The organism is Azospirillum sp. RU38E (assembly GCF_900188385.1).
Lineage (GTDB): Bacteria > Pseudomonadota > Alphaproteobacteria > Azospirillales > Azospirillaceae > Niveispirillum.
Map to the genome: position 1 here is coordinate 48,786 of NZ_FZOI01000010.1, position 22,210 is coordinate 70,995.

General features: G+C 63.4%; 21 protein-coding genes. 12 read left to right on the forward strand and 9 right to left on the reverse strand.

Going from position 1 to position 22,210, the window contains the following annotated elements; all coding sequences use genetic code 11:
* Positions 1-87: 87 nt before the first annotated feature.
* The gene (gene hisC / locus CHB97_RS16380; protein ID WP_089289071.1) at positions 88-1,146 is read right to left on the reverse strand and encodes a histidinol-phosphate transaminase; all 1,059 of its coding nucleotides are present in this window, start codon (positions 1,144-1,146) and stop codon (positions 88-90) included.
* A 217-nt stretch (positions 1,147-1,363) separates the two neighbouring features.
* Here hisC and CHB97_RS16385 point away from each other — a divergent pair, with 217 nt between their 5' ends.
* Complete coding sequence (locus CHB97_RS16385) at positions 1,364-3,469, forward strand: TonB-dependent siderophore receptor (protein ID WP_200819986.1); 2,106 nt, start codon at positions 1,364-1,366, stop codon at positions 3,467-3,469.
* Positions 3,470-3,605: 136 nt separating this feature from the next.
* Positions 3,606-5,117: an FAD-binding oxidoreductase gene (locus CHB97_RS16390; RefSeq protein WP_089289072.1), complete on the forward strand. Its 1,512-nt coding sequence runs from the start codon at positions 3,606-3,608 to the stop codon at positions 5,115-5,117.
* 120 nt (positions 5,118-5,237) lie between these two features.
* On the opposite strand, the gene CHB97_RS16395 is transcribed toward CHB97_RS16390, so the two are convergent.
* Positions 5,238-6,098, reverse strand: a complete 861-nt coding sequence (locus CHB97_RS16395) for a nickel/cobalt efflux transporter (RefSeq protein WP_089289073.1) — start codon at positions 6,096-6,098, stop codon at positions 5,238-5,240.
* 12 nt (positions 6,099-6,110) lie between these two features.
* Entirely contained in the window at positions 6,111-6,377 is a 267-nt protein-coding gene (locus CHB97_RS16400; protein ID WP_089289074.1) for a metal-sensing transcriptional repressor, read from the reverse strand.
* A 184-nt stretch (positions 6,378-6,561) separates the two neighbouring features.
* Here CHB97_RS16400 and CHB97_RS16405 point away from each other — a divergent pair, with 184 nt between their 5' ends.
* Together CHB97_RS16405 and CHB97_RS16410 are read left to right on the forward strand one after the other, a co-directional pair.
* Positions 6,562-7,575, forward strand: a complete 1,014-nt coding sequence (locus CHB97_RS16405) for a zinc-binding alcohol dehydrogenase family protein (protein WP_089289075.1) — start codon at positions 6,562-6,564, stop codon at positions 7,573-7,575.
* A gap of 203 nt (positions 7,576-7,778) precedes the next feature.
* Positions 7,779-8,657, forward strand: a complete 879-nt coding sequence (locus CHB97_RS16410; RefSeq protein WP_089289076.1) for a LysR substrate-binding domain-containing protein — start codon at positions 7,779-7,781, stop codon at positions 8,655-8,657.
* Between the two features lie 6 nt (positions 8,658-8,663).
* Here the strand turns inward: CHB97_RS16410 and CHB97_RS16415 are convergent, their stop codons facing one another.
* Entirely contained in the window at positions 8,664-9,503 is an 840-nt protein-coding gene (locus CHB97_RS16415) for a universal stress protein (protein WP_089289077.1), read from the reverse strand.
* Positions 9,504-9,848: 345 nt separating this feature from the next.
* Between CHB97_RS16415 and CHB97_RS16420 the strand changes: the two genes are divergently transcribed.
* From CHB97_RS16420 to CHB97_RS16450, 7 genes are all read left to right on the forward strand, one after another.
* Positions 9,849-10,181, forward strand: a complete 333-nt coding sequence (locus CHB97_RS16420) for an NHLP leader peptide family RiPP precursor (RefSeq protein ID WP_089289078.1) — start codon at positions 9,849-9,851, stop codon at positions 10,179-10,181.
* A 257-nt stretch (positions 10,182-10,438) separates the two neighbouring features.
* Positions 10,439-10,786 carry an NHLP leader peptide family RiPP precursor gene (locus CHB97_RS16425; RefSeq protein ID WP_089289079.1) on the forward strand — a complete coding sequence of 116 codons (348 nt, stop codon included), beginning with the start codon at positions 10,439-10,441 and terminating at the stop codon, positions 10,784-10,786.
* A 403-nt stretch (positions 10,787-11,189) separates the two neighbouring features.
* Positions 11,190-12,746 carry a cytochrome c oxidase accessory protein CcoG gene (gene ccoG, locus CHB97_RS16430; RefSeq protein ID WP_089289080.1) on the forward strand — a complete coding sequence of 519 codons (1,557 nt, stop codon included), beginning with the start codon at positions 11,190-11,192 and terminating at the stop codon, positions 12,744-12,746.
* A complete protein-coding gene (locus tag CHB97_RS16435) occupies positions 12,700-13,227 on the forward strand; it encodes a FixH family protein (RefSeq protein WP_244559571.1) in 528 nt (175 codons plus the stop codon). Before ccoG ends, CHB97_RS16435 begins: the two co-directional genes overlap by 47 nt.
* A 26-nt stretch (positions 13,228-13,253) precedes the next feature.
* Positions 13,254-15,611, forward strand: a complete 2,358-nt coding sequence (locus CHB97_RS16440; RefSeq protein ID WP_089289183.1) for a heavy metal translocating P-type ATPase — start codon at positions 13,254-13,256, stop codon at positions 15,609-15,611.
* Positions 15,608-15,796, forward strand: coding sequence for a cbb3-type cytochrome oxidase assembly protein CcoS (ccoS, locus tag CHB97_RS16445; RefSeq protein WP_089289081.1), 189 nt, complete (start codon positions 15,608-15,610; stop codon positions 15,794-15,796). The genes CHB97_RS16440 and ccoS overlap by 4 nt, the downstream gene beginning before the upstream one ends.
* Before the next feature lies 1 nt (position 15,797).
* On the forward strand, positions 15,798-15,977 hold the full coding sequence (locus CHB97_RS16450) for a hypothetical protein (protein ID WP_089289082.1): 180 nt from the start codon (positions 15,798-15,800) through the stop codon (positions 15,975-15,977).
* A gap of 351 nt (positions 15,978-16,328) precedes the next feature.
* Here CHB97_RS16450 and CHB97_RS16455 read toward each other — a convergent pair whose 3' ends face one another.
* Together CHB97_RS16455 and CHB97_RS16460 are read right to left on the reverse strand one after the other, a co-directional pair.
* Positions 16,329-17,513, reverse strand: a complete 1,185-nt coding sequence (locus CHB97_RS16455; RefSeq protein WP_089289083.1) for a hypothetical protein — start codon at positions 17,511-17,513, stop codon at positions 16,329-16,331.
* Positions 17,514-17,676: 163 nt separating this feature from the next.
* Positions 17,677-18,288, reverse strand: coding sequence for an FMN-dependent NADH-azoreductase (locus CHB97_RS16460; RefSeq protein WP_089289084.1), 612 nt, complete (start codon positions 18,286-18,288; stop codon positions 17,677-17,679).
* An 82-nt stretch (positions 18,289-18,370) separates the two neighbouring features.
* Between CHB97_RS16460 and CHB97_RS16465 the strand changes: the two genes are divergently transcribed.
* A complete protein-coding gene (locus CHB97_RS16465) occupies positions 18,371-18,829 on the forward strand; it encodes a helix-turn-helix domain-containing protein (RefSeq protein WP_089289085.1) in 459 nt (152 codons plus the stop codon).
* Here CHB97_RS16465 and CHB97_RS16470 read toward each other — a convergent pair.
* The 3 genes from CHB97_RS16470 to CHB97_RS16480 all read right to left on the reverse strand — a co-directional run bounded on the left by CHB97_RS16470 (position 18,757) and on the right by CHB97_RS16480 (position 22,013).
* Positions 18,757-19,896: a M20 aminoacylase family protein gene (locus CHB97_RS16470; RefSeq protein WP_089289086.1), complete on the reverse strand. Its 1,140-nt coding sequence runs from the start codon at positions 19,894-19,896 to the stop codon at positions 18,757-18,759. The two genes, CHB97_RS16465 and CHB97_RS16470, sit on opposite strands and share 73 nt — an antisense overlap.
* A 169-nt stretch (positions 19,897-20,065) precedes the next feature.
* Positions 20,066-20,563: an Lrp/AsnC family transcriptional regulator gene (locus tag CHB97_RS16475; protein WP_089289087.1), complete on the reverse strand. Its 498-nt coding sequence runs from the start codon at positions 20,561-20,563 to the stop codon at positions 20,066-20,068.
* 64 nt (positions 20,564-20,627) lie between these two features.
* A complete protein-coding gene (locus CHB97_RS16480; protein WP_089289088.1) occupies positions 20,628-22,013 on the reverse strand; it encodes an aspartate aminotransferase family protein in 1,386 nt (461 codons plus the stop codon).
* Positions 22,014-22,210 lie beyond the last annotated feature (197 nt).

Genomic DNA, 22,210 nt, shown 5'->3' on the forward strand with positions numbered 1-22,210 from the left:
TTAACCTGGCGATTTCAGCGTATGTGGGGAAAGAAAATATACGCTCAATCAGGGGGTAGCGACAGCCTAGCCGTTACCCGCCACCCCTCATCCCAAAACCTCCCCCAACGCCGCCACCAGCCGCGCGCACTCGGCTTCCGTCCCCACCGTGATCCGCAGGAAGTCCCCGATCCGGTCCTTCTGGAAGTGCCGGATCAGGATGGCTTTTTCCCGCAGCGCGGCGGCCAGTTCCTTGCCGGCGTGGTCCGGGTGGCGGGCGAACAGGAAGTTGGCGGCGGAGGGCAGCACCTCGAACCCCAGCCCCTGCAGCGCGACCGTCAGCGTCTCCCGGCTGGCGATGATGCGCTGGCGGTGGGTTTCGAACCAGTCCTGGTCGGTCCAGGCGGCCACGGCACCGGCCAGGGCCAGCCGGTCCAGCGGGTAGGAATTGAAACTGTCCTTCACCCGTTCCATCGCCTCAATCAACGGGCGCTGGCCCACGGCAAAGCCGACGCGCAGGCCCGCCAGGCTGCGCGACTTGGAAAAGGTGTGCACCACCAGCAGGTTGGGATAGGTCTTGACCAGCGGGATGGCGCTCTCCGCGCCGAAATCCACATAGGCCTCGTCAATCACCACCACCTGATCGGGATGGTCGCGCAGCAGCGTTTCAATCTCGGCCAGCGGCAGGGCGATGCCGGTGGGGGCGTTGGGGTTGGGCAGGATGATGGCGCCACAGGGCAGCTTGTAATCCGCCACCTGCACCCGCATCGCCGCATCCAGCGGGATGGTGCGGAAATCAATGCCGTAGAGCCGGCAATAGGTGGGGTAGAAACTATAGCTGATATCCGGGAACAGCAGCGGCTGATCATGGTTCAGCAGCGCCTGGAAACAGTGGGCCAGCACCTCGTCCGACCCATTGCCGACAAACACCTCATCCACCGACAGGCCGTGGCTGTCGGCAATCACCTGCCGCAGGGCCAGCCCCGTCGGGTCTGGGTACAGGCGCAGCGTGTCATCCGCCGCCGCCTTGATGGCCGCCAGCGTGCGCGGGGAGGGGCCATAGGGGTTCTCATTGGTGTTCAGCTTGATCAGACCATGAATCCGGGGCTGTTCACCGGCGACATACGGGGTCAGGCTGTGAACAAGGGGGCTCCAGAAACGGCTCATTCCCAATCACCAATCGTCGAAGGCGGCCCTGGCCGCACCGGAAAGCAGGGCAATTAACATAGGGATTCTGCTGGCAGATTGCACGCCCCTCCCAGGGGAAGGCTGCTGCCCATCCGCCGCACGGCTGCCACCCGCCATGATGATTTGCAAATGATAGTGACTCTTATTAAATCCCAAACCCGTATGAATGAATGTCTACAGCCAGATGGGGAAACCAATGAAGGTGCGGGGGATGTTGCGGGCGGGTGCTGCCCTGTGGCTGCTGGGGGCGCTGGCAGCACCCGTGGCGGCGCAGCAGGGGGATGACCAACTGGCCCAGCGCGTGGCGGATGATGATATTGTTGTCATCGGCACCCATGAAAGACTGAAACAGCCGGTGACCAGCGGGGCGCTGGGGGAAAAAAGCCTGCTGGACACCCCCTTTTCCACGAGTGTGGTGGACAAGGACGAAATCGCCAAACGTCAGGCCACCAGCATCGGCCAGATTTTCATCAATGATCCCGGCGTCTTCTCCTATTCCAGCCCCGGCACTACCAACTGGTGGGGCACACAGATCAGGGGTATTGGTGTCAATAATTTCTATATTGATGATGTACCGCTGCTGCTTTACTGGGGCGGCGACTTCCCGCTGGAGCCGGTGGAAAGCGTACAGGCCATGAAGGGGCTGACCGGCTTCATGTATGGCTTCGGCTCACCGGGCGGGGCCATCCTTTATCAAACCAAGCGCCCGACGGCGCAGCCGCTGCTGACCACTGAACTGGGTTACCGCAATCCTGGCGTCCGCTATGGCCATATCGATGCTGGCGGCCCGGTGGGCGATGGCCGGCTGGGCTACCGCCTGAATTTGGCCGGCGAACAGGGGACAGCTTACACCAAGGCGGGGGTCAATCGCTGGGTTGGCTCCCTGGCGCTGGATTATGCCATCACGCCGGACCTGCGTTGGTATGTCACCGCGACGCATGAAGAAAGCAAGCTGGAGCATGAGCCGTTCCACGTCTATTGGAGCCAGTACGAAGGTACGGATTTGCCATCCCCCGATCTGGATTTCGATAATGTGAATGTCGAAAATTCCTATTACCGCACCCGTACCACCAGCGTGGCGACCGGGCTGGACTGGGACATGGCAGCCGATTGGACGGCCAAGCTGAATTATGGCTATGCCTATAAGAAGCACCAGTCGAATAAGATGTTCATCTATATGCTGAACCAGGCTGGTGACTATCAGGGCTATGCCTATAATTTCGCTGAGACCGATCAGGGCCATTTCGGTCAGGCCATGGTGCAGGGCAAGGTGGAAACCGGGCCCATCCGTCATGAACTGGTTGCGGGTGTTTCGCTGCTGCGCCGACCCAGCGATTTTGGTAATGGCTATTACTGGGGCAATGATTTCAACGGCAATATTTATCAGGAACAGAATTTCCTGGTCACCCGCGATATTGATTACAGCACCAATGGCAATCCATCGGAGGACCGGCAGACGGCTTTGTTCATCTCCGATACGCTGCATTTCGGTCCGCAATGGCAGGCGATCTTGGGGGCCCGGCGTACCCGCTACAAGGCCTTGGATTTCGATGGTGACCCCTCAGTCGATAGCGGCTATCGCACCACTGCCACGACGCCCACCCTGGCGCTGATCTACAAGCCGGCGGAATATGTCTCGCTCTACGGGTCCTATGTGGAATCCATGGAGGCGGGCACCCGTGTCGGCGGGGATTATGCCAATGCGGGCGAAATCCTGGGGGCCACCATTTCCAAACAATATGAGGGCGGGGTTAAGTATGAACATCAAAGTCTCAGCTTGACGGCGGCGGCCTTTCGCGTTGAACGGGCCAACCAGATCGATACGGAAACAGACGGGCTGCGCTATCTCTCCCAGGATGGGTTGAACATCTACAAGGGCGTGGAGTTTTCCGGTTCATACAAGGTGACGTCAGATCTGCGTCTGGGCGTTGGGGCCCTGCACCTGGATCCCAAGATCGACAAGGTATCCGCCGGGAACGCGGCGCTGGAAGGCAATACCCCGGCTGAGGCATCGCGCTGGCAGTTGTTGGCCAATGCCGATTATCAGGTGCCTGCGGTGGAGGGGCTACGCCTGCACGGCAATGTCCGCTATTTTGGCAAGGCGCCGGTTGCCGATGATAATGCGCTCTATATGCCCAGCCGGGTGCTGACCAATGTCGGGTTCCAGTACAGTACCAGCATCGCCGGCCAGCGGGCCGATATTACCGGCAATATCAACAACCTGTTCAACAAGAAATATTGGAGTTTCAGCAGCGTCGGGGAAACCCGCAACGCCTCCCTCAGCGTGAAATTCTACTGGTGACGGTGACGGGGCGGCGATCACGCCGCCCCGCGGCGTTCTGCCGTTTTGATTGTAAAACTCACCAAATCATTCGCTGAAATATTGCATTCTGCGCATATGCCCTGATAAACCTATGCGATAGGATATCGGAGGCATCATGCTGCGAAAAATTGAACATAACCGCCGTTCCTTCCTGGCTGGCTTGGGTGGGCTGGCCGTGGCCACACAAATACCGGGGCCGATACGGCTGGCCCGGGCCGCCGATGGCGACCGGGCCTATTGTCCGCCGCCGTCCGCCTGGACCGATCTGGCCAAGGCGATGCAGGGGCCGGTGCTGCGCCCGGAAGACCCGAACTTCGCCGATATCTGCCGTCCCAATAACCTGCGCTACAATATCCCGCCCCAGGGCATCGCCCGCTGTGAGCGGGCGGAGGATGTGCTGACCTGCATTCAGTGGGTGAAGAAGCATAACAAGCCGTTCGCCGTGCGCTCTGGCGGGCATAATTATGCCGGCTTCTCCTCCACCCCCGGTCTGCTGATCGACATGTCGCTGATGAAGGGGGTGGAACCTGTCGGCAAGGATGGGCTGGTGCGGGTGGAGGGCGGCATCTCCAACGCCCTGGTTTACAAGTCACTGGAACGCATGGGCCGCACCATCACCCATGGCCGCTGTGATGCGGTGGGGGCGGCGGGCTTCCTGCTGGGCGGCGGGATCGGCTTCAACATGCGCCTGCTGGGCATTGGCTCCGACCTGTTGACGGCGACCGATCTGGTCACGGCGGAGGGGGAGCTGCACAGCGCCAACGATACCCATGACCGCGACCTGTTCTGGGCCTGCCGCGGCGGGGCCGGCGGCAATTTCGGCATCAACACCGCCTTTACCCTACAAACCTACCCGGTCAGCACCGTCACCGTATTCAAGCTGACCTGGGAGGGGGGCGACCTGACAAAGGTGCTGACGGGCTTGCTGGAACAGCTGAACAGCGCGCCGAAGGAATTTGGCAGCAAGATCAGCGTCACCATGCCCAGCCTGGCTGAACGCTGCGCCGGCAAGGGGATCAGCCTTTCGGTGCTGGGCCAGCTGCATAAATGCGACAAAACCCTGGAAACCATCTTTGGCAAATGGTGGGAAACAGCCACCAAGAAGGTGGTGAAGCCGGACATCGCCTATTGGGAAGGCCAGGATTTCCTCAGCGAATCTCCCTATCCCTATTATTATCAGGAAAAATCCAGCTACATGATGGCCCGCCGCGTAACAGAGGCCGCCATCGGGGAAATGATGGAGCTGGCGCACAAGCTGCCCGGCACGGCCATGCCGGTGGCCTTCAAATTCTTCCAGCTCGGCGGCACCATCAACCAGATGAAGCCGACGGAAACCGCCTATGTGCATCGCGGGTTTGACTGGCTGTTCACGGTGGAAATGAACTGGTGGCAGCCCACTGATCCGCCAGCCCAGGTGGAAGCCAACCTGCTCTGGCAGCAGAATTTCTATAATCTGGCCAATCAGCAGACCGGGGCGGTGGGGGCCTATCAGAACTTCTCCGACCCCACGCTGGGTGACTGGCCCATCGCCTATTATGGGGAGAATTACCCCCGCCTGCAGAAGGTGAAGAAACAGGTGGACCCCAAGTCCCTCTTCACCTTCGCCCAGGCCATTCGGCCGGCGTAACGGAGGGGGGCGTTAAAATACCAATCTCCCTTGATCGTGACCGATCCAGGGAGATTTTGCGTTCCCTCACGTGCGGCGGGCCGGCAGTCGCCCGCCTCCAACCCGCCTAAAGGCCAACCTTCAGGCGGGTTGGTATAAGGTTGGCAGGCTGTGCCAACCGCTCCAGCAGACATAAAGCCCGACCAGCAGGATCAGCCCGGCGGAGAAATAGGGGGCACGGCGGGCCAGCGCGTTGAAGCCGGGCCAGCGGCTGGCGGCATGGCGCACTGACAAAGCCGCCGCCACCCCCACCAGCACCAGGGTCAGCGCCAGCCCGATGCTGAAACACAGCACCAGCGCCACGCCCAGCGAGAATTCCTTCAGTTGCAGGCAGAGCAGCAGCACGGTGATGGCGGCGGGGCAGGGGATCAGCCCGCCGGTCAGGCCGAACAGGATGATCTGCGGTGTCGTCACCGCGCGACCGGCAAAGCGCCGCTCAATCTCCATGGCGTGCTGGCGTTCATGGGCACCCTGGGGCTCATCTTCATCATGGTCATGATGGTGGTCATGGTGATGGTCGTGCCCGTGATGATGCCCGCCATGGTCATGGTGGCCATGATGGTGATGGCCGTGATGATGATGGTGCCCATGCGGATGCAGGTCGCGCCAGGTGCGCCACAGCATCCATAGTGCCACCAGCAGAATGATCACGCCCGACGCCAGTTGGAACCAGCCCTCATTGGCCTCCACATCCATATTCTGGCCAAAATACAGGCCCAGCAGCGCCACGCTCCATACCACCAGCGTATGTGACAGCGTGGCCGACAGGCCCAGCAGCACCGCTTGGGTGACGGTGCCCCGCACCGCCACGATGAAGGCCGCCATCATGGTTTTGGAATGGCCCGGTTCCAGCCCGTGCAGCGCCCCCAACAGGATGGCCGTGGGCGCGAACAGCCAGGCATGGGCCGTGCCTTCGCGCAACAGATCGGCAAAGGGCGTCATGATGCGTAACCTTCAGAGATATTTGGTGATTTCGGCAATGCTGGCCATGCGCTCCCGCGCCTCCTTGGGCAGGGGGCCGGTCACCTCCTCCAGATGATGCTCGATATGGTGCAGCACCAGTTCGGTCTTGGCCTTGTCCAGCGCCTTCAGCACGGCCTGAAGCTGTTGGGCGATGGTCAACGCGTCGCGCCCTTCCTCCAGCATTCGCAGGGTGGCGCCCAAATGCCCATGGGCACGGCGCAGGCGGTTCATGATCTCGGGGTCTTGTGCGTGGCTCATGGGATGGAGCCTAGCACAGGCTGGGACAGTGGGCGAGTCCTATCCCCCTGGAGGGGATATGCAGTTGATAAACTGATGGATTCGATTTGAATTATGCGCTTTTCTTATTATCGGTTCCGGCCCACCTTTGCCGTCATCCCCCTCACTGGCGGCGGCTGCCGCCCGATTGAAAGGTTCGCCTGTCATGAAAGCCGTTGGTTACCAGAAGGCCGGCCCCGTGGATGGCGCTGGCGCGCTTGTCGATATCGAATTGCCGGTGCCCACCCCTGGTCCGCATGATCTGCTGGTGCAGGTGGCGGCCGTCTCCGTCAACCCGGTCGATACCAAGGTGCGCCGCAACGCGGCGCCTGCGGAAGGCCAGCATAAGGTGCTGGGCTTTGATGCCGCCGGTACCGTTACCGCCGTCGGGTCAGCGGTGACGCTGTTCAAGCCGGGTGATGCGGTGTTCTATGCCGGCGATCTGACGCGGCCCGGCACCAATGCCGAATATCATTTGGTGGATGAACGCATCGTCGGGCCTAAGCCGGCCAGCCTGGATTTCCCGGCCGCTGCCGCCCTGCCGCTGACCGCCATCACCGCCTGGGAAATGCTGTTCCACCGGATGCGCGTTCCCTATGGCGTGAAGAACCAGACGGGCACCCTGCTGGTGATCGCCGGGGCCGGCGGGGTGGGGTCCATCCTGATCCAGTTGGCCCGCCGGCTGACCGGGCTGACGGTGATTGCCACCGCATCCCGCCCGGAAACGGTGGCATGGGTGCAGAAGATGGGCGCCCACCATGTGATCGACCATCGCCAGCCGCTGGCGGAGGGCTTGCGCGCCATCGGCATCAAGGCGGTGGATTATGTCGCGGCCCTCTCCAACACCGATCAGCATATGCCCTCAATCGTGGAGATGATTGCCCCGCAGGGCCACCTGTCGGTGATCGACGACCCGGCGACGTTCGATGTACTGCCCTTCAAGCGGCGCAGCGTGACGATTTCCTGGGAGTTCATGTTCACCCGGTCGATGTTTGCCACGGCGGACATCATTGAACAGCACCGGCTGTTGAGCGAGGTCTCTGCCTTGGTGGATGCCGGCCTGCTGCAAACCACCCTGACCGGGGTGGAAGGCACCATCAACGCCGCCAACCTGACGCGGCTGCATCAGTTGCTGGAAAGCGGCCGCTCCTTCGGCAAGAAGGTGCTGGCTGGGTTCTGAGGGCTGGGAGGGCCGTCTGAAGCGGTTCAGGTCTTCCGTTCCTTCACGGCCTCCCCCGCGTAAGCGGGGGTCCAGGGGCCACAGGAAATACGCCTCAGTCCCATTGGCCCCTGGATCCCCGCTTGCGCGGGGAAGGCAGCCTTGTGCGTTTGGGTAAATCAGTCCCTTACCCATAACAGACGTCCCACCACCGGAGCCCCCCGATGCGTCACCCCGATCTGGAAATCGACCTGTTGCGGGCCTTCGTGGCGGTGGTGGATGCCGGCAGCTTCACCGCCGCCGCCGATCTGGTGGGGCGGTCGCAATCGGCGGTCAGCCAGAAGGTGCTGCGGCTGGAAGAAATCCTGCAACTGCGCCTGTTCGACCGCACCAGCCGCAGCCTGCGCCTGACCGCCCAGGGGGAAAGGCTGCTGGCATCGGCCCGGCAGATGCTGGAATTCAATGACCGGCTGGTGGCCGACCTGCGTTCCCCCCTGGCGTCGGGCACCTTGCGGCTGGGCATATCGGAAGATTTCATCCCCCAGCAATTGCCCCGCCTGCTGGCCCGGTTCAGCCGGCTGTACCCGGCGGTGCATCTGGAACTGATGACCGGTCTGTCCTGTGCCCTGCTGGCGGCCTATGATGAGGGGCGGCTGGATGCGGTGATCGCCAAGAAGGACGGCACCGCCCAGCGGGGCCGGGTGATCTGGCGTGAACAACTGGTCTGGATGGCGGCGGCGGACCAGCCGCTGGACCTGTCTGGCCCCTTGCGGCTGGTGATGCTGCCGGCCCCCTGCACCTATCGGGAATTGATGGTCTCCGCCCTGGGGCGCAATGGCCGCAACTGGGTGGCCGCCTGCACCGCCAGCAGCCTGATGGGGGTGCAGGCGGCGGTGGCGGGCGGGCTGGGGGTGAAGGTGCTGGGCCGCTGCTTCCTGCGCGACGGGTTGCGGATATTGCCCGAAGGGCCGGACTGGCCGGCCCTGCCCCAGACCGAAATCACCGTGGTGGGGGAAGACCGCGCCGGCGATCTGGTCCGCCCGCTGGTCGGCTTTCTGACGGAAAGCCTGGCCGGCGGGGCGGGGATGCCGGTGGCGGCATGACCAACTTTACTGCGACAGCAGCAACGGCAATTCCGCCTTGTCCAACAGCTTGCGCGTGGCCCCGCCGAAGACGAATTCGCTGATCCGGGAGCGGCCAACGGCCCCCATCACCAGCATGTCGGCGTGAAGTTCGCGGCAGCGTTCCAGCAAAATGGCCCCGGCATCATCGCCCGGCCGCTGGTCCAGTACTGCACGCACGCCATGGCGGGCCAGATGGGCGGTGATGTCAGCACCCGGTTCCTGCCCATATAGCCGGCGCAGGCGGGCATCGGGGGCCACCACCACATGCACCTCCTCTGCGGCGATCAGGAAGGGCATGGCGGCGGCAATGGCGCGCGTTGCCTCCCGGCTGGCATTCCAGCCCACCACGATGGGGCCGCCGATACGGGCGGCCGACCAATGGGCCGGCAGGCAGAGCGTGGGCCGGCCGGAAGCAAAGATGATGTCATTGGCCAGCCCCAGCAGGCTGGGATTGGCGATATCGGGCTTCAGCGGCGGGCCGACGATGGCCAGCCCGGCGTGACGGGCGTGCAGCATCAACCCCTCGCCCGTTTCATCCTCTGCCACCCGCCATTCGGCGGTGAAGCTGCGGCGCTGGCACAGGGTTTCAAACCGGGCGCGGTTATCCAGCATCGCCGCCTGGGTGCGCAGGCGATGCTGGTTCAACATCTCCGTCAGGCCGACGCCGATGGCAAAACCGGCATGGCGATCCAGGTGCAGCGGATTGATGACATAGGTGGCGATCAGATGCGCCTGCCAGCGTTTGGCCAGTGCGGCGGCGTAGTTCAACCGTCCGTCGCTGCCTTCCGTCTCTTCCAGAAAGACGACGATATCCTTGGGTTCCATGGCGTGTGTGCCCTTGATCGATCATGTGTCAACTGGTGGGCATCATGCCTGGGGGCGGCGACGGTTTCCTTGATCTCGGTCAAAGGTTTCCCGGCAAGATCATTAAAACACGCCGAACAGGTAAAGCAGGATGATGATGGGGATGGGTATACCCACGGCCCAGAGCAGAATGCCACGCATCGCAACCTCCCTCTTGTTTCCAAATGAATAACGATCCGGGCGGCCCCCTGGTTCCCGCCGGCAGACCCTTTAGTGCTCAACGCATAGAAGGGCGACCGCGCACATTGCTGCCGCTCGCGGTAGGTTTGCGGCACACCGTCACCCACCCACCGGAGGAAAACCACGATGAGTGCCGAACCCTTCCCGATGCGCAAGGCGCGCGATCACGCCGTGGCATCCATCATTGAACGGGCCGAAGCCGACCCGGAATTTCGCGCGCTGCTGCTGGCCAATCCACATGAAGGGGTGAAGCGGACACTCGGCATCGACCCGATTCCCGGTTTCAAGATCAATGTGGTTGAAGAAAAGCCGGGCGAAGTGACCATCGTGCTGCCGGCCGCCCTGGAAGAAAGCGAATTGTCGGACGAGCTGCTGGATCTGGCCTCCGGTGGCACCTCCTTCAGCGCCTTCATCCTCTATGGCCCGCCGTACCCGGACAGGAAGCCGAAGAATCGCTGATCTGTTTTACGTCATTCCATCTGCCCAATCTGTTGGGCAGATGCATTCGTGGCCGCCGGTGACAGTACCGGCGGCCATTTCTTTTTCATTCGCATGAAATGGTGTCGAAGCTATTTATATTAATGTTTGATTATATTTGGGATTTCCGTTTTGCAGAGCCTTTCAAACATTTTGCATAGAGATTGTGGCACCCTTGTTTTCGTGGTTACCGATAATAATGCGGCCTGTTTGTTACACCCTTTATCAGAGGTGCCAGGATGACCGCTGAAATCTCCCCCCTGAGCAAGGCCCGTGCCCATGTGACCGCTGGCCTTATCGAGCGTGCCGAGGCCGATCCGGCCTTCCGCGCCTTGCTGCTGTCCAACCCGCATGAGGCGGTGAAGAGCTTGCTGGGGGTTGATCCGATCCCTGGTTACAAGATCACTGTGGTGGAAGAGCAGCCGGGTGAAGTGACCATCGTGCTGCCCGCCGCCCTGGATGAAAATGAACTGTCCGACGAACTGCTGGATCTGGCGTCTGGCGGTGTCAGCTTCAGCGCCTTTGTTGATTGGGAAACCTGGTACGGCATTAAGAACAGTAACCAGAAGTCCAAGAAGGGCCGTTGACCTGATCCTTGTTCCCGCTGCCGGGGGCATTGCATAAGCTTTATACCAACGGTCATAATTCATGACCGTTGGTACGGCGGCGACTGCCGCCGCGCCGCTCGTGCGGCGTAGCCAAGCCAGCGGATGCTGGCGCCGGCGATTGAGGGGCATGAAAGCGTGACCATCGGTCATGATTTCGTGCCGCTGGTATTACAGGCCGCCGTTCCCCATGGACGGCGGCCTTTTGCTTTTCATCGGTTTGTCGGGATTGCCCCAGCGGCTTGCGACATGTTGGTCACCATATGATTGGCAGACCGGGATTTGATCTATCGCAAAGCGGGGGCGGGGCGGGGGGCATAGGGTGCGCTCACGGGTGGCTTGCCGCCCGAACTATTTTGGTGCCCCAACCCCCGAGAGACCCCCCATGACCGGGCCGAACACATTGCTGGAAAAGGCCGCCGCCGCCGATGCGGCCCAGGCTTCTTTCGAGAATGGCCGCAAGGACAAGCCGGCCCCTGGCGGCCGCAAGCCGCGTCCGAAGGGCGATCCCGGCCCGTCCAACTCGCTTTATGCCGAGCATGTGAAGGTCTATCCCAAGGGGGTGAAGGGCAAATACCGCACCATCAAATGGGCGGTGCTGATCTTCTGTCTGGCTTTCTATTATCTGGCGCCCTGGCTGCGCTGGGATCGCGGACCGGAAGCGCCGAACCAGGCGCTGCTGATCGATATCGGGGCGCCGCGCGCCTATCTGTTCAATATCGAGATCTGGCCGCAGGAGGTCTATTTCATCACCGGCTTGCTGGTGCTGGGGGCCTTGGGCCTGTTCCTGGTCACCTCGCTGTTCGGACGGCTCTGGTGCGGCTATGCCTGCCCGCAGACAGTCTGGACCGACCTGTTCATGCTGGTGGAACGCTGGATCGAGGGGGATCGCGGCGCCCGGATGCGGTTGGACAAGGCGCCGCTCTCTTTCGAGAAGGTCTGGCGGAAAACGGCCAAGCACAGTGTCTGGTTTGCCATTGCGCTGGCCACCGGTGGGGCCTGGGCGCTCTATTTCAATGATGCGCCGACCTTTGTGGTGGAGTTTTTCACCGGCACCGCCACCTCCATGCAGTATTTCTTCGTCGGTCTGTTCACGGCGACCACCTATGTGCTGGCCGGCTGGGCCCGCGAACAGGTCTGCACCTATATGTGCCCCTGGCCGCGTTTCCAGGCTGCCATGCTGGACGACCAGTCCATGGTGGTGACCTACGAATCCTGGCGGGGTGAGAAGCGCGGGCCGCACAAGGCCGGCACCAGTTGGGAAGGGCGCGGCGACTGCATCGATTGCGGCCAGTGCGTCGCCGTCTGCCCCACCGGCATCGATATCCGCGACGGTATCCAGCTTGAATGTATCGGTTGTGGCCTGTGCATCGACAGTTGCAACGAAATCATGGCCAAGGTCGGCCGCCCGCAGGAACTGATCACCTTCGATACCGAAGCCCGCCAGCGCGCCCGTGCCCAGGGCGGCCGCGCCAAGTGGCAGATCATCCGTCCCCGCGTGCTGATCTATGCTGCCTCGTTGCTGATCGTCAGCGCCATCATGCTGGGGGCCCTGCTGACCCGCACCACGGTTCAGGTCAGTGTGCTGCGCGACCGGGCGCCGCTGTTCGTCACCCTGTCCGATGGCGGCGTGCGCAATGGCTATACGCTGAAAATCCTCAACAAGCGTCGTGAAGCGGTGGATTTCCGCCTGTCGTTGGAAGATGTGCCGCCGGGAGCCCTGCTGACCGTGCAGGATGTGGGCGAGGCGCGCGATGGCCAGCCGGTGGTGTTGCCCACCAAGGGTGACAAGGTGGCCACCTTCCGTGTCTTCGTCACCCTGCCGCCTGATCGCAAGCGCGATGAGAAGACCGAGTTCGAATTCCTGCTGCAAAATCCCGTTCGTGGCGAAGGCGATGAATATCACGCCGTCTTCGTCGGTCCCCACCCTGTCCGCCGGTGATGCCATGACCATGATCGAGACACCCCGTAAAAGCTTGTGGATTCCCTGGGTTTTCGTTGGCGCCATGCTGGTCGTCATCGCCGTCAATGGCGTGCTGGTGACCTATGCGCTGAAATCCTTCTCCGGTCTGGCGGTGGAAAAGCCCTATGAACGGGGGGTGCAATATAATCAGGTGCTGGCCGTGCAGGCGCACCAGAATGCGCTGGGCTGGAAGGTGGAAACCAAGGTCCAGGGCCGGATGCTGGAAATCCATCTGACCGGCCGCGATGGTCTGCCGATGGACCGGGCCACGGTGACGGGCGATCTGGAACGCCCGCTGGGCGGGTTGGCGCCGGTGGCGCTGTCCTTCACCGGTGTCGGCAATGGCCGCTATGTCGCCCGCCTGGATGCGGTACCGCAGCATGGGCAGTGGGACGTGAATGCCACGCTGCTGAATGGCGGCGAACGCTATCTGCTGGTTGAAAGGGTGTTCGTTCCGTGACCGATCAAGCCGCCCTCCAGGCCCGGATGCCGGGTGAAACGGTGCTGTGCGCCCATTGTGGCCAGCCGGCCCTGCCGGGCAGCCACTTCTGCTCCCCCGGCTGCGAGGGCGCGCATGGCCTGATCCATGATCTGGGGCTGGATGCCTATTACGCACGGCGCGATGTGGTGGCCAAGCCGGTGGGCGACCTTTCAGAGGAAGCGCCGCTGGATCTGGCCTCGGCTACAGACACCCTGCCGGGGGGCGATTGCCAGATGCGGCTGGTGCTAGACGGGCTGACCTGCGGCGCCTGCGTCTGGCTGATCGAAAGCGTGCTGCGGCGGGAACCGGAGGTGGTGTCCGCCCGCGTCAACCTGACCAGCAGCCGGCTGGCCCTGCGCTGGCATGGCGATGCTGCTCTGGCCGCCCGTTTTGTCGATATCCTGCGCCGGCTGGGCTATCGCCCCGCCGTGCCGGGGACCGACGGGGCGGATGATCCACAAAAGCGCAGTGAACGGGAACTGGTGCGCGCCATGGCGCTGGCGGGCTTTTCCGCCATGAATATCATGCTGTTGTCTGTCTCCATCTGGTCCGGCCATGCCGGCGGCATGGGGGAGGCGACGCGCACCATGATGCATTGGCTCTCCGCCTTGATCGCCATTCCCACGGTGGCCTATGCCGGGCGGCCCTTCTTCCGCTCCGCCATTGGGGCGCTGCGGGCGCGGCGGTCCAACATGGATGTGCCGATTTCCATCGGCGTCACCCTGGCCACCCTGACATCGCTGTGGGAAACGCTGCGCCATGGCCAGCACGCCTATTTCGATGGCGCGGTCATGCTGCTGTTCTTCCTGCTGATCGGCCGCTTTCTGGATGCGCGCGCCCGTGGCCGTGCCCGCTCGGCGGCTGAACATCTGCTGGCGCTGGGCCGCGCCCCGGTGATGATGCTGGGGCCGGATGGCAGCGCCGTGCCGACGCCGCCGGCCCAGGTGCCGGTGGGGGCAACGGTGCTGGTGGCGGTGGGGGAACGGATTGGCGTGGATGGTGCCATTGCCGCCGGTACATCGGACATCGACACCTCTGTCGTTACTGGCGAAAGCAATCCGCAGGCGGCCGGTGTGGGGGACAAGGTCTTTGCCGGCATGGTGAACCTGTCGGCCCCGCTGCGCGTCACCGTGACGGCGCGCGGGGAAGATACGCTGCTGGCGGAAATCGTCCGATTGATGGAATCGGCCGAACAGGGGCGGGCCCGTTTCGTCGCCCTGGCCGACCGGGTGGCCCGCAATTACACGCCCGTGGTGCATACCGCTGCCATCGCCACCTTCCTGGCCTGGACGTTGGGTGTGGGCCTGGCCTGGCAGCCGGCTTTGTTCATCGCCGTGTCCGTGCTGATCATCACCTGCCCCTGTGCGCTGGCACTGGCCGTGCCGGCGGTGCAGGTGGTGGCCACGGGCCGGTTGATGCGCCAGGGCGTGCTGCTGAAATCCCCTACCGCGCTGGAACGGCTGGCCAAGGTCGATCTGGTGGTGTTCGACAAGACCGGCACGCTGACCCTGGGCCGCCCGGAATTGCAGGCCGATCCGGCGCGCAGTGCTGCCGATCTGGAACTGGCGGCCGGTCTGGCCCGGTTCAGCCGGCACCCGCTGTCGCGCGCCATTGCGCGGGCTGCCGGGCCGGGGCCGGTGGCGCATGATGTACGCGAAGTGCCGGGGGCCGGGCTGGAATGGGATGGGCCGAGCGGCACGGTTCGGCTGGGCCGGCGCGGCTTTGTCGGCCCGGTGCCGGCCCCCCTGGTGGAAAATGCTGCCGGGCCGGAACTGTGGCTGGCCCAGCCGGGCCGCGCGCCGCTGCGCTTCAGCTTCATCGATGCACCGCGCCCGGATGCGGCGGCCACGGTTGCCACCCTGCGCCAGCGCGGCTATGGCGTGGCGCTATTGTCCGGCGACCGGGAAGGGGCGGTGGCCGCCCTTGCCGACCAGTTGGGCATCAGTGACTGGCGCGCCGGGGTGGACCCGGCCGGCAAAGCCGCCGCCCTGGCCGCCATGCGGGCAGAGGGGCGGCGGGTGCTGATGGTGGGGGATGGCCTGAACGATGCCGCTGCCCTGGCCTCGGCCAATGTGTCCGTTTCCCCCAGCACGGCGGTGGATGTGGCGCAGACGGCGGCGGACAGCATTTTCCAGGGTGATCATCTGGCCCCGGTGGCCGAATTGCTGTGGGTGGCCAAACGGTCGGAACGGCTGGTGACGCAGAATCTGGCCTTTTCCCTGCTCTATAATTTTTGCGCGGTGCCCATTGCCATGCTGGGCCATGCCACGCCGTTGATCGCGGCCTTGGCCATGTCCTCTTCCTCGCTGGTGGTGCTGGTCAATGCGCTGCGCCTTTCCCGCGTTAAACGGAGCCTGCCATGACGGCCCTGTTATTCCTCATCCCCATCGCATTGCTGCTGGGTCTGGCCGGGTTGGCCGGCTTCATGTGGTCGGTGCGCAGTGGCCAGTACGACGATCTGGACGGTGCCGCCGTCCGCGTCCTTTACGACGACGGCAAACCCTTGCCGGTCGTCCCTGATCAAACCGCCCCATCCAAGGAGAAGTGACATGGGCAAGTGGATTTTCGGTATTTTCGCGGTGCTGCTGGCCCTGCTGGGCATGATACTGGCCGCGAATGCCCATGATACCGGCATGTTTGTCGGCGGCATGTTGTTCACCCTGTTCGGTGTGGGGGTGAATTTCTGGCTGATCGGCCATGAAGAGGATAAGAGCAGCACTGTGGTGTGAGGCGGCGGGTTTGGCTGACCCGGCAATTTTCGCGCCTGTTTCCGCGACTATCACCTTCATCCATGCTTTGGCCTTTAGGCTCTCAGGCAGGGGTTCGCACCTTCCCTGCCTCCCCCGCGAAAGCGGGGGTCCAGGGGCCAGGGGCGCCGGAGCGCTGGTCTTGTGGCCCCTGGATCCCCGCTTTCGCGGGGAAAGCACTTCGGTGCAAGGGTTTAACTTAGCGCCAATCAGCACAGGCCGGGGTGAGGGTTGGGCGAGCGGAAACGTCAGCATCGGAACGTGATTGCGTCCATCATAGGGGCTGCTGTCCCCCCCAAAGAAGGCCACCGGCACCCACGCCGGTGGCCTTTTTCATGTCTCGGCCGCTTCCCGCCGGTGGCGGGCGCGGCGGCGGGCATCTTCCTGCTGGCGGGCCATGCGTTGCACGGCCGCCCCCTGGAAATGGCTGATGCCGGCTTGCCGGCCGGCCGATACGGCATCCGTCCGGGTACAGCGGGTCAGGATGCAGCGGCTGGGATCAATGCCGGTCAGCCAGCCCATGGCATCCACCACATTGATGAAATGGCCCTGCCCATCGTGCCAGGGGATACGGTACCAGTCGACCGGCGGCAGGGCGCGGTCCTCCGGCGGGTCGGCCGGCACATGATCCAGGGCGATGGCGATATCCTCCCGCTTGGCGGTTTGCATCGCCTCGTTGAAGGCGCGCCGCGCCGCCTCCCATTCCAGGAAGGGCAGTTCCACCACCAATTGCCCGTGCAGCCGGGCCGGAAAGCGGGCGACGATGCCCCGGAACTCCTCGCTGGTCACCGTGGCGGCGTGCAGCTTCACGGCGATGGGCAGGCTATGCGCCTGCTGGTCGCGCAGCAGGTGGTAAAGCATCCGCCCGTCCAGCACATCCGTCACCTTGTCGAACAGCCAGGGGTTCTGGCGCAGGCTGGTGGAAAACAGCCGGTCCAGCACCTCCAGCGCCACGGTGCGTTCAGCCATGATGGGCACCAGCCTGCCATTCGGTTCCATCCGGTAAACGAACTGCTCCCGCAACAGGGAGGAGATATCCACCGCGTGCAGCGCCCGCTCCAGCATCATGAACTGGTCAAGCTGCTCCCCGTCCGGCGGGGCATGGGGGAACAGGCTGCGCCCTGCCTCCGCCGCCAGGGTCTGCACGGCAACCTGAAAGGCTTCCGCCTCGCGGGACAGGTTGAACCAGCGCGCACCGATGCTGCCGGCATGTTTTTCGCCTAGCACCTGCGCCACCCGGCCCAGCCGGGTACGCCGGTCGGCCAATTGCGCATCGGGGATGATCAGCACGATACGGTCGTGGGGAAGCTGGAAAAGCTGGATGGCGGGTCCACTGCCAGGCTGGGGCTTTCCCAGCGGCCCGCCCTCACCGGCCAGCCAGCGCACCAGGGAGCGTTTGAATACCGGCTCCTCGATATGCAGCACGCGCGACAAGTCCAGCAACAGCCCATGCTCAGGCGGCCGGTCGCGCAGATAGCGCGCCGCCAGCGTAATCAGCCGGGATTCGTCATTGGCCATGTGCCAACCATTCCCCCCACCGGGCCTTCATATGCTCCCCCTTTTTGATTTGTAGTTTAAGGGGGATTGCCGATGCTGGGAAGGGCGGGACATATGGCCCAGTAAAGTAACAGAGACGGTTGAGCGATTCTCAACCGTCTCTGCTGCCTGATCATGGCGTTGTTCAGGCGGCCTTCAGGCTTTCGATCTGGGCCTTGGCGCCGCTGACAGCGGCAGCCTTGGCCTCATCCCCCAGGGCAACACCCTCGGCGATGACGAATTCGACATCGGTGATGCCCAGGAAGCCGAAGATGGCCTTCAGATAGGTCTCACCATGTTCAACAGCGGCGGCCGGGCCGCTGGAATAGATGCCGCCACGGGCCAGGGCGACGATCACGCGCTTGGCCCCGCACAGACCTTCCGGCCCGTTGGCGCCATAGCGGAAGGTCTTGCCGGCCACGCAGATGCGGTCGATCCAGGCCTTCAGCTGGCTGGGGATGGTGAAATTGTAAAGACCGGCGCCGATCACCAGCACATCGGCGGCCAGGAATTCTTCCAGGATGCTGCCGCTCAGCGCCAGATCGGCCTGGGTGGCCGCATCATTGCTGGCGTCATAATTGCCCATGGCCGCGGCCAGGGTCAGCCCCGACAGGTGCGGCACCGGGTTGGCGGCCAGGTCGCGGTAGCTGACATCCACGCCGGCTGCGGCGCTCAGCTTCTTGGTGATGTCGGCGCTCAGGTCACGGCTGACGGAATAGGGGCCGAGAACGCTGGAATCGAGGTGCAAAAGCTTCATGGTCTGGACCTTCTTGCATGGTATAAAATGAATACCGGGACACATAAGGTAACTGCCAATGTCCGCGCAAGGAGGCACATGGATGGAACCCAGTAACAGCAATGTGACTGAACAAGCTGGGGAAATGCACGGTGGCGATGATTTCCACGGCCGCTGCGCCATGGTCAACAGCGTGCTGACGCGCATCGGCGACAAGTGGAGCGTGCTGATTGTCGTGCTGCTGGCAGACGGCCCGTGCCGCTTCAACGAGTTGAAGCGGCGCATCGGCGGGATTTCCCAGCGGATGCTGACCCTGACCCTGCGGGGGCTGGAACGGGACGGGCTGGTCAGCCGCACCATCTATCCCACCATCCCGCCGCGGGTGGAATATCAATTGACCGATCTGGGCCATTCGCTGCGCGAACCGGTGGAGGCGCTGAGCAAATGGGCCTTCAGCAATGCCGACCGTATTTTCCAGTCCCGCACAGATTATGACCGCGATTGCGCCAGCGCGCAGAGCAAGGATATGCCGGTCGGGATGATGGCATCGTTGAAATCATAGCTGGGATGGTGCAGCGGGGCCGACGCCCCGCCCTGACCCAGCCAGAGATAGGCCCCCTTGCAGGCCTGCAGCATGAAGGCGAAATCTTCTGACGTGAAGGCCGGCTCCGGCGCGCGCACGGCCGTGCAGACGCTGGCGGCAATGCGCAGCGCCTCTTCCGCCGCGTCTTCATCATTGATGGTGGCCGGGTAATAGCGGTCATAGGTGATCGCCGCCTCTGTCCCGCTGGCCAGGGCTACGCCGGCGACAATCTGGCGCAAGGCTGCCTCGATCGTATCCTGCACGGCGGGATCGAAGCTGCGCACCGTGCCGCCCAGCGTTACGGCGGCCGGCAGCACATTATGGGCGTGCCCACCCTGGATGCGTGTCACCGACAGCACGGCCGACGATGTGGGCGGGATGCGGCGGGAAATGATGCTGTTCAACTGGCCCACCAGATCGCTGGCCGCCAGTACCGCGTCGGGGGTGACATGCGGCATGGCGGCGTGACCGCCCTTGCCCGTCAGGGTGATTTCAAACTTGTCGGCGGCGGCCATGATCGGGCCGGGCCGGGTGGCCACGGTGCCGGCGGGCAGGTCCGGCCAATTATGCAGGGCGAAAACCCGCTGGCTGGGGAAGCGCTGGAACAGCCCATCCTGCACCATGGCCCGCGCCCCACCCAGGCCTTCCTCCGCCGGCTGGAAGATGAAATGGATGGTGCCGTCGAACCGCCGGGTCCGCGCCAGATGCCGGGCCGCCCCCAGCAGCATGGTGGAATGCCCGTCATGGCCGCAGCCGTGGAACACGCCGGCATGGCAACTGGCATGGGGCAGGCCCGTCTGTTCCTGGATGGGCAGCGCATCCATATCGGCGCGCAGGGCAATGGCCCGGTCCGACGATCCGGCCTTCAGCACGCCGACAATGCCGGTCCCGCCGATGCCTTCATGCACCTCCAGCCCCGCCTCGCGCAGGGCGGCGGCGATGCGGGCGGCGGTGCGATGTTCCTTGAAGCCCAGTTCCGGGTGCGCATGAAGGTCACGGCGGAAATCCACCAGGGCGGGCAGAAGATCGGCAATGCTGTCAGGCATGGGAGCGGGTCCGGTTGGGGGGGAGGCGTGCCGCAATAACCTACCTTGCCTTCCCCGCGAAAGCGGGGAACCAGGGGCCAGGAGCACGGAGCTGTGGTTCCCCTTGGCCCCTGGACCCCCGCTTTCGCGGGGGAGGCAGGAAATTGCATTCTACTGGAAACAATCCCCCTCACTCATGCCGATCGCCGAACAGGGTCTGGATCGGATAATGGTGTTTGATGAAGGGGGATTTGATAACGACATAGCTGAAATATTTCTCGATGCCGAAATCGCCTTCCAGCATCCCTTCGATGATCGTCTGGTAATGCGCCACGCCATGGGTGACGAATTTCAGCAGATAATCATAACCGCCGCTGACCAGATGGCATTCCACAATCTCATCGATCTTGCGGATCTTGGTCTCGAAGCGGGAGAAATCGCCGCTGCGATGTTCGGTCAGGGTCACCTGGGTGAAGACGGTGAGGAATTCACCCAGCTTGTTCAGGTTGATATGGGCGCCATAGCCGGTGATGTAGCCCGCCTTTTCCAGCCGCTTCACCCGTGTCAGGCACGGGCTGGGCGAAAGACCCACGGCATCGGCCAGCTCCACATTGGTGATGCGGCCGGCTTGCTGGAGTTGCGCCAGGATCTTCAGGTCGATCCGGTCTAGCTTCGGTCCCGGTAACATCTGCCGAACACCTATCTCGAATATGCCAGGGGCGCAGGGGAAGGCGGGGTGGGCGGTTCTGATTTCAGCGCAGGGCGGCCCGGATGTCCGGTTCTTCCAGCAACTGATCCAACGTCTGCCGGATGCGGTTGAAAATCAACGACATTTCATCAGCATTGCAGCACAGCGCCGGGGCCAGTCCGATGATACCATCAGCAAAGGCGCGGAAGATCACGCCATTCGCATAGGCCTTGGCAAACAGCCGGTCGGGCAGCTTCAAACCATTGTCAAAGCGGGCCTTGCTCTGCTTGTCGGCGACCAGTTCGATGGCCCCCAGCAGGCCCTGGCCGCGCGTTTCGCCCACCAGCGGATGATCGGCCAAGCTGGCCAGCCCAGCGGCGAAATCGGCCCCCACCTTCTGCCCATTGGCCAGGATGCCACCCTCGGTATAAAGCCGCATCACCTCCAGCCCCACGGCAGCGCTCACCGGGTGGCCGGAATAGGTGAAGCCATGGCCGATGGGCAGGTCGGGGGACGCCCCGTCGGCGATGCCCTTGAATATCTGTTCGGACATCAGCACCGCCCCCATCGGGGCATAGCCGGCGGTCAGCCCCTTGGCCACCGTCATCAGGTCCGGCTGTACCCCTTCATGGTCACAGGCGAACATCGGGCCGGTGCGGCCGAAACCGGTGATCACCTCATCGGCGATGAACAGGATATCCAGTTCCCGGCATGCATCCCGCATGGCCTTCAGCCAGCCCTTGGGCGGCACCACCACCCCGCCGGAGCCCTGGATCGGCTCACAGAAGAAGGCGGCGACATTATCCGCCCCCAGTTCGGCCACCTTGGCCTTCAACTGGGCGACCGACAGGTCGATCACCGCCTGGGCATCGCCGCCCACTGGGCTGCGATAGGGGTAGGGGGAGGGGATATGGTGCTGCCAGGGGCGCGGCACGTCGAAGAAGCGATGGAAATTGCCCAGCGCCGTCAGCCCCGACCCGACGGTGGAGGAACCGTGATAGCCCCGCTCAAGCGCGATGAAGTGCTTCTTGGCCGGTTTGCCGATGGCGTTGAAATAATGGATGATGTAGCGCACGGCAGAATCCACCGCGTCTGACCCGCCAAGGGTGAAATAAACCCGGGTCAGATTGGCCGGGCTCAGCTCCACCAGCTTTTCCGCCAGCTTCACCGCCGGCTCGCTGCCGAAATGGAAATAGCCGGTGGCATAGGGCAGGCGGCGCATCTGTTCGGCCGCCACCTCCACAATGCTGTCCTGGCCATAGCCGACATTCACGCACCACAGGCCGGCAAAGGCATCGATCAGTTCCTTGCCATCCACGTCCGTCAGGAACATGCCCTTGCCGCTTTGCAGCAGGGTGGCGCCCCGCGCCTCGTGCCCGCGAAAGGAGGTGACCGGGTGGATCAGATGGTCGCGGTCGATATCCAGAAGGGAACGGTTGCGCTTCAGCATCGGGGTCTGCCTTGGGGGTGGATGAACCAAGCCAAAGCATAGGCCCGTCCTGCCGGGGCGTGTCGCTGATCTGGCCGCCGCAAAGCGGACCGGGGTGGGGATTCGCCCCGGCGGGACGGCAGAATATGCTGCGCCGTGCTTGGGGTGGAATTTGTTGCGATGCAGCACGGACAAGCTGTCGCAGTGACATATCGAAG

Excerpts from the sequence above, each read along its gene's own strand:
- hisC (WP_089289071.1), bottom strand. The coding sequence starts at position 1,146 with ATGAGCCGTTTCTGGAGCCCCCTTGTTCACAGCCTGACCCCGTATGTC.
- CHB97_RS16385 (WP_200819986.1), top strand. The coding sequence starts at position 1,364 with ATGAAGGTGCGGGGGATGTTGCGGGCGGGTGCTGCCCTGTGGCTGCTG.
- CHB97_RS16390 (WP_089289072.1), top strand. The coding sequence starts at position 3,606 with ATGCTGCGAAAAATTGAACATAACCGCCGTTCCTTCCTGGCTGGCTTG.
- CHB97_RS16395 (WP_089289073.1), bottom strand. The coding sequence starts at position 6,098 with ATGACGCCCTTTGCCGATCTGTTGCGCGAAGGCACGGCCCATGCCTGG.
- CHB97_RS16400 (WP_089289074.1), bottom strand. The coding sequence starts at position 6,377 with ATGAGCCACGCACAAGACCCCGAGATCATGAACCGCCTGCGCCGTGCC.
- CHB97_RS16405 (WP_089289075.1), top strand. The coding sequence starts at position 6,562 with ATGAAAGCCGTTGGTTACCAGAAGGCCGGCCCCGTGGATGGCGCTGGC.
- CHB97_RS16410 (WP_089289076.1), top strand. The coding sequence starts at position 7,779 with ATGCGTCACCCCGATCTGGAAATCGACCTGTTGCGGGCCTTCGTGGCG.
- CHB97_RS16415 (WP_089289077.1), bottom strand. The coding sequence starts at position 9,503 with ATGGAACCCAAGGATATCGTCGTCTTTCTGGAAGAGACGGAAGGCAGC.
- CHB97_RS16420 (WP_089289078.1), top strand. The coding sequence starts at position 9,849 with ATGAGTGCCGAACCCTTCCCGATGCGCAAGGCGCGCGATCACGCCGTG.
- CHB97_RS16425 (WP_089289079.1), top strand. The coding sequence starts at position 10,439 with ATGACCGCTGAAATCTCCCCCCTGAGCAAGGCCCGTGCCCATGTGACC.
- ccoG (WP_089289080.1), top strand. The coding sequence starts at position 11,190 with ATGACCGGGCCGAACACATTGCTGGAAAAGGCCGCCGCCGCCGATGCG.
- CHB97_RS16435 (WP_244559571.1), top strand. The coding sequence starts at position 12,700 with ATGAATATCACGCCGTCTTCGTCGGTCCCCACCCTGTCCGCCGGTGAT.
- CHB97_RS16440 (WP_089289183.1), top strand. The coding sequence starts at position 13,254 with ATGCCGGGTGAAACGGTGCTGTGCGCCCATTGTGGCCAGCCGGCCCTG.
- ccoS (WP_089289081.1), top strand. The coding sequence starts at position 15,608 with ATGACGGCCCTGTTATTCCTCATCCCCATCGCATTGCTGCTGGGTCTG.
- CHB97_RS16450 (WP_089289082.1), top strand. The coding sequence starts at position 15,798 with ATGGGCAAGTGGATTTTCGGTATTTTCGCGGTGCTGCTGGCCCTGCTG.
- CHB97_RS16455 (WP_089289083.1), bottom strand. The coding sequence starts at position 17,513 with ATGGCCAATGACGAATCCCGGCTGATTACGCTGGCGGCGCGCTATCTG.
- CHB97_RS16460 (WP_089289084.1), bottom strand. The coding sequence starts at position 18,288 with ATGAAGCTTTTGCACCTCGATTCCAGCGTTCTCGGCCCCTATTCCGTC.
- CHB97_RS16465 (WP_089289085.1), top strand. The coding sequence starts at position 18,371 with ATGGAACCCAGTAACAGCAATGTGACTGAACAAGCTGGGGAAATGCAC.
- CHB97_RS16470 (WP_089289086.1), bottom strand. The coding sequence starts at position 19,896 with ATGCCTGACAGCATTGCCGATCTTCTGCCCGCCCTGGTGGATTTCCGC.
- CHB97_RS16475 (WP_089289087.1), bottom strand. The coding sequence starts at position 20,563 with ATGTTACCGGGACCGAAGCTAGACCGGATCGACCTGAAGATCCTGGCG.
- CHB97_RS16480 (WP_089289088.1), bottom strand. The coding sequence starts at position 22,013 with ATGCTGAAGCGCAACCGTTCCCTTCTGGATATCGACCGCGACCATCTG.